The organism is Phenylobacterium sp. (genome assembly GCF_036502675.1).
GTDB lineage: Bacteria > Pseudomonadota > Alphaproteobacteria > Caulobacterales > Caulobacteraceae > Phenylobacterium.
On the sequence record NZ_DASXYF010000120.1, the window covers coordinates 1 to 5,596 of the forward strand.

Genomic DNA, 5,596 nt, shown 5'->3' on the forward strand with positions numbered 1-5,596 from the left:
GCGCCAGCGCCCGGCGCGCCGCAGCGCATTCGCCTGGCGCCTGAAGGCGTTGGCCGCGACGCATCCCGCCGTGCTACCCCGCAAAGCCCAGCCGCCACACCTGAGAGCCTGATGCCGCCCCAGCTCCAGTCGCCCGAGATCCAGGCCTTCGCCACCGGTTTCCCGCTCACCCTGCTGCACGCCGGCGTCACCACGCTGATCCTGTTCCTGGGCGCGCTGGCCTATGTGATGCTCACCCCGCATCGCGAGATCACCCTGATCCGCGAGGGCAACGCCGCCGCGGCCGTCTCGCTGGGGGGCGTGCTGGTCGGCCTGGCGATCCCGCTGGCGGTGTCGCTCAACGCCTCGACCTCGATAATCGAGATCGGCGTCTGGGGCCTCTCCACCGTGGTGGTTCAGCTGCTGGTGTTCCGGGTGGTGGACCTCCTGCTGCGCGGTCTGCCGCAGCGGATCCAGGAGGGCGAGGTGGCGGCCGCGGCCCTGCTGGTGGGCGCCAAGCTCGCCACCGCCATCATCCTGGCCGCCGCCGTGGCGGGCTGAGGCGCCGTGCACTTTCCGCGGCTGCCGGACTGGCTGCTCTATTCCGCCGTGGTGGCCGCCCTGCTGGCCGCGGCGATCGGCCGGCAGGAGCGCGCCGACGCGCCGCCGCCGCCGCCGGACACGGGCGACGGCGCGCCGCTGGCCCCGGCCTCGTCCTTCGATCCCTCGGTGGTGGTGGACGTGCCGGGCCAGGCATCGCCGGGGGCCGGCACCGCCTTCTCCGTCGCCGACACGGGCGTCTGGATCACCGCCCGCCACGTGGTGGACGGCTGCCGCACCGCCGCCATCGTGGTCGGAGAGGGGCGCGGCGTCGCCGCCAAGGTGCAGATCGACCCGCGCGGGGAGGCCGCCCTGCTGATCACCGATGGCGGCGCGCCGGCCCTGCCGCTGGGGCTGACCGAGCCGCTGCGCCGCGGCGACCGGGCCTTTCACCCCGGCTTCCCGCAGGGGCGGCCGGGCGAGGCCACCTCGCGGCTGCTGGGGCGCGAGAACCTGGTGGTGCATGGCCGCGGCGCACGCACCGAGCCGGTGCTGGTCTGGGCCGAGACCGGCCGGACGGATGGGCTGAACGGCACGCTGGGCGGGCTGTCGGGTTCGCCGGCGCTCGACCGGGCGGGCCGGGTGGTGGGGGTGACCGTGGCCGAATCCCCGCGGCGGGGCCGCATCTACACCACGGCGCCGGAGACGGTGCAGCGGGCCCTCCAGCTCTCCGGCCGCCACCCCTCGGCCTTCGCCGCCGGCGAGCCGGTGACCGTCGACAACTACGGCCGCGTGGCCGACGGCCTGCGCCGCGACCTGCGGGTGGCGCAAGTGATCTGCATGACCTAGGGCGTGGACATCGCCGGCTCGCGGGCGTGAATCCGGGCGAGAATGAGGAACAGCACGAGAGGCGGGATGGCCAGGAGGCCCGTTCCGACGAAGGCCGTCGCGTAGGCGCCGAGCAGGCCGTGGACGGGAGTCAGGGCCTCCACGGCGGTTCCGGAGAACCCCTTCAGGAACTTGCCCAGCATGGCGTAGGCCGACGACAGCAACGCGTACTGCGTGGCGGTGTACCCCAGGCCGGTGAGGCTGGACATGTAGGCCACCAGCGCCACGCCGGCGTAGGCCTGGGCGAAGTTGTCGCCGGCCATCACCAGGCTGAAGACGCCGAGGCCGGCGTTGAGGCTGAGAAATGCGAAAGCGCCCGTCCCCAGGCCTTGCAGGACGGCGCCGACGGCGAGGGTCGGAAACAGGCCCAGCCGCAAGGTGCTGAGGCCCCCGGCGGCGATCCCCACGAAGGCCGCCACCAGCCCGACGGAGCCGCGCACCCCCGCCACCGTGTCCTTGCTCAGGCCGAGGTCGTGATAATAGGGGTTGTACATCGGCCCCATGACGAAATCCGGCAGGCGATAGCAGGCGACGGCCGCCAGCATCAGCAGGCCGACCCATTTGTGCTTGGCGAAGAAGTCCACGAACGGGCCGACGACGGCGTCGAAGAAGCCGCGAGGGGTCGTCAGAGACGCCTTGGAATGCATCACCTCGTCGGCGCGCCTGGGCTCCAGGGCGAACAGGCTCGCCGCCACGCCCACGCCCATGGCCAAACCGAACACCAGGTAGGCGTTGGGCCAGCCCAGGCGCGCCGCCACCGCCAGGATCAGGGCGTCGGTCGCCAGCAGCGCGACGCGGTAGCCGAGCTGGTAGGCCGAGGTGAGCAGGCCCTGCTCTTCACTGTCCTCCGCCGCCTCGATCCGCCAGGCGTCGACGACGATGTCCTGCGTCGCCGAGGCGAAGGCGGCGACCACGGCGAAGGCTGCGACGGCGGTCAGTCCGCCGCCCGGCCCGACCGCGGCCATGCCGATCAGGCCCGCCCCGACGACGACCTGGGACAACACCATCCAACCGCGCCGGCGGCCCAGCCCGCCGAGCACGGGCACGTCCACCCGGTCGACGACCGGAGACCAGAGGAACTTGAAGAAATAGGCCAGTCCCACCCAGGAGAGGAAGCCGATGGCCTTCAGCCCGGTCCCCTCCTCGCGAAGCCAATAGCCGAGGGTGTTGCCGGTGAGCAGGAAAGGCAGGCCCGACGAGAAGCCCAACGCCAGCATCACGGCCACCTTGGGCCGCCGCAGGGCGCGCAGGACGTCCATCGCCGTTCGACGCCGGCGCGGCGGGGAAGAGGTCGCCGTCGCGGAGGTCTGCGCCATGGAGTGTCCTTCGCCAGGGCCCCCGGCCCTCGTCGGCCGACCTTGGCGCGCGTCGCCCGATCCGTCTAGCGGGCGGCGGCCTCGCGGACCGGGCCCGCCTTGTCGCTGTCGCGCCCGGTCCAGCGGGTCAGGATGGCGCGCAGTGCATCCGGCGACAGGGGCTTGACCAGGAAGTCGTCCATGCCGGCGTCGAGGCAGGCGTGGCGGTCGTCCTCGAAGGCGTTGGCGGTCAGCGCCACCACCGGGGTCGCGACGCCTGCGGCCCGCAGGCGGCCGGTGGCCTCCACGCCCGAGACGCCCGGCATGCGCATGTCCATCAGGATCAGGTCGTAGCGGCCGACCCTCACCGCGGCCACCGCCTCCTCGCCGCCGCGCGCGTGGTCGACGGCGCAGCCCTCGCGGGCCAGCAGGGTGCGGGCCAGCATGGCGTTGATCGGATTGTCCTCCACCAGCAGCACCCGCGCTCCCGGCGCCGCGGCGTGGGCGACGCGCTCGTCCTCCGCCCCGTTCTGATGGTTGGCCGCCGCGCCGTGGGCGGCCAGCACCCGCTCGGCCAGGGAGGCGCGGCGGAGCGGCTTGATCAGGTAGCCCGCGAAGCCCAGCTCCCGGTAGCGGGCGATGCGGCTGCGCTCCTCCGGCGCCAGCAGCACGATCGCCCGGCGGTCGGAGGGCGGCCGCATGGCGCGTCGTCCGGAGGCCAGGCGGTGGTCCAGCAGCACCACGTCCCCGGGACCGGTGGCGGCCAGCAGGCTCTCGGCGTCGGGGGCCGCCGCCGCCCGGCCGCCGCAGGCCAGGATCTGCCGGCGGGCGGCTTCGCGGACGATCGCGCTGGGGGAGGCCACGCCCACGGTGAGGCCGGCCAGGGCGGACGGCTGCGCCGGCCCGGCCACGGTCTCGAAGCGGGCCTCGAACCAGAAGGCCGCCCCGCCGCCGTCGGCGCTTTCCACGCCTACCGAGCCGTCCATGGCCGCGGCCAGACGCCGGGCGATGGCCAGGCCCAGCCCCACACCGCCCAGGGCCGCGTGCGCCGGATCGGCCTGGGCGAAGGCCTCGAAGATGCTCTCGCGGGCGGCCTCGGCCACGCCCGGCCCGGTGTCCTCGACCCGGAACCGCAGCACCCCGCCGCGGCGGGCCACGGTCACCAGCACGCCGCCGGCCTCGGTGAACTTGACGGCGTTGGCGGCGAAATTCAGCAGGATCTGCCGCAGCCGCCCCTCGTCCGCGCGGATCCGCGACAGGCCGGCCGGCGCCGCCCAGGCGATCTCCAGCCCCTTCTCCCGCGTCCGCGGCGACAAAAGCTCGCAGACCGAGCGCAGCAGCGCCTCCACGTCGACCGTGCCGGGACGCAGCTCGACGCCGGTCTCGCCCAGCTTGGCGAAGTCCAGCACGTCGTTGACTAGGCCCAGCAGGTGCTCGCCGCTTTCGCGCAGGGCCGCCACGTAGGATCGCTGCTCCGCTGTCAGCCGGGTGCCCTCCAGGAGGCGGGCCATGCCCAGGACGCCGTTCAGCGGCGTGCGGAACTCGTGGCTCAGGGAGGCCAGCTGCTCGGCGCTGATCTGGGCGCGCCGCGGCCTGCGCTCGGCGAGGGGTCGAGCCGGTCTCAAGGGGGCGGTTCTCCGCATGCGCTTGGATAGCGCTGAACGCCTTAACGGTCGGTCAAGCCGGGCCGGCGGCGGCCATTTCCCGGGCGAGCGCCAAGAGCGCCGTGCGGGTCCGCGGGTCGGGGATGGCGTTGAACGCCTCCAGGATCTCCAGGGCGCCGGGACGGGAGAGCGCGCGGAACACGTCGTCGTCGTCGTCGCGGCCGGAGCTTTCCTCGCCGACCAGCCAGGCGATGCTGGTGCCCAGCGCCTGGGCCGCCATGAGCAGGGTGGAGGCCGCCACGCGGTTCGCGCCGCGCTCGTACTTCTGGACCTGCTGGAAGGAGACGCCCAGCCGTTCGGCCAGGTCGGTCTGCGACAGCCCGAGTTGCCGGCGCCGGGTGCGCATCCGGGCGCCGATGATCAGCTCCAGCTGCACGGTGCGGCCGGGGTCCTTCACGTCCATCGCTGGCGCCTCCCTGTGCGGCAGAGTGTAGCTGATCCCGCACGGGGCTTCGCGTTAAAGTAGACGTGACGGCCAAGTCGTCGTTAACTGCTATCGCTATGCGCGCACGGGACATCATTGCCGAAGACCCGGTGGGGCTGCTCACGCCGCGCGAGCGCGAATGCCTGCGCCTGGTGGATCAGCATCTGTCGTCGAAGCAGATCGCCCGCGAACTCGGCATGTCCAAGACCTCGGTGGACACCTACTGCGACCGCGCCCGCCGCAAGCTCGGCGTGGAGGATCGCTACTCCGCCGCCCGCCTCGCCCGCCAGCTCGACGTTAACCATGTCCTGATCGGATCAGGACACGACGCGATCAGGACAGACGAGGCCGTTAACCTCTGGCCGGATGAGCCGGCAACAGAGGGGCAGGCTCATGGGCGACTGGCAGAACTTCGACAACCGAGCGGTGATCGGCAGGGCCTTGCGGCTTCGCCGGGAAATCGACGACTTCGAGGCCCGCTGGCCGATCCCGGAGGCTCGGGAGGAAACCCTTCCGACGTTTACCTGGGCGCAATTGGAGCGACAGCTCGTCGATCTGGCGGCGACCCCGGCGCAGGCGAGCATGGCCAGGCACCTGGTGTCGGGCACGCGCAAGCTGGCGGCGTTCAAGCCTTCGGAAATGGTCCTGCGGGAGATCCTCTGCATGACCTGGGTCCTGCTCGACGAGAACTTCAAGGGCGAGCCCGAGGCTGGTTCGAACGAAACGATCTAAGCGCGACCGCCCGAATGGGTGCGATCGTCGGGATCGCAGTCATCACCGCCCTGGCCTTCGGGGGGATGTTGGCC

Annotated in this window: 6 protein-coding genes and 1 pseudogene; 4 read left to right on the forward strand and 3 right to left on the reverse strand. The window is 72.7% G+C overall.

Features of this window, described 5'->3' with window-relative positions; genetic code table 11:
- The first annotated feature begins 111 nt into the window (after positions 1-111).
- Positions 112-540 (forward strand): DUF350 domain-containing protein, encoded by a 429-nt coding sequence (locus VGL30_RS15985; RefSeq protein WP_331541012.1) that lies wholly within the window; start codon positions 112-114, stop codon positions 538-540.
- Positions 541-546: 6 nt separating this feature from the next.
- A complete protein-coding gene (locus VGL30_RS15990) occupies positions 547-1,368 on the forward strand; it encodes a serine protease (protein WP_331541013.1) in 822 nt (273 codons plus the stop codon).
- On the opposite strand, the gene VGL30_RS15995 is transcribed toward VGL30_RS15990, so the two are convergent.
- From VGL30_RS15995 to VGL30_RS16005, 3 genes are all read right to left on the reverse strand, one after another.
- Complete coding sequence (locus VGL30_RS15995) at positions 1,365-2,723, reverse strand: AmpG family muropeptide MFS transporter (RefSeq protein WP_331541014.1); 1,359 nt, start codon at positions 2,721-2,723, stop codon at positions 1,365-1,367. The two genes, VGL30_RS15990 and VGL30_RS15995, sit on opposite strands and share 4 nt — an antisense overlap.
- Before the next feature lie 65 nt (positions 2,724-2,788).
- On the reverse strand, positions 2,789-4,327 hold the full coding sequence (locus tag VGL30_RS16000; protein ID WP_331541015.1) for a response regulator: 1,539 nt from the start codon (positions 4,325-4,327) through the stop codon (positions 2,789-2,791).
- Positions 4,328-4,379: 52 nt separating this feature from the next.
- The gene (locus VGL30_RS16005; RefSeq protein WP_331541016.1) at positions 4,380-4,769 is read right to left on the reverse strand and encodes a helix-turn-helix transcriptional regulator; all 390 of its coding nucleotides are present in this window, start codon (positions 4,767-4,769) and stop codon (positions 4,380-4,382) included.
- A gap of 98 nt (positions 4,770-4,867) precedes the next feature.
- Here VGL30_RS16005 and VGL30_RS18875 point away from each other — a divergent pair.
- Both VGL30_RS18875 and VGL30_RS16015 read left to right on the forward strand, forming a co-directional pair.
- A pseudogene (locus VGL30_RS18875) lies at positions 4,868-5,014 on the forward strand (LuxR C-terminal-related transcriptional regulator); the annotation flags it as partial.
- A 169-nt stretch (positions 5,015-5,183) separates the two neighbouring features.
- A complete protein-coding gene (locus VGL30_RS16015; protein WP_331541018.1) occupies positions 5,184-5,522 on the forward strand; it encodes a hypothetical protein in 339 nt (112 codons plus the stop codon).
- Positions 5,523-5,596 lie beyond the last annotated feature (74 nt).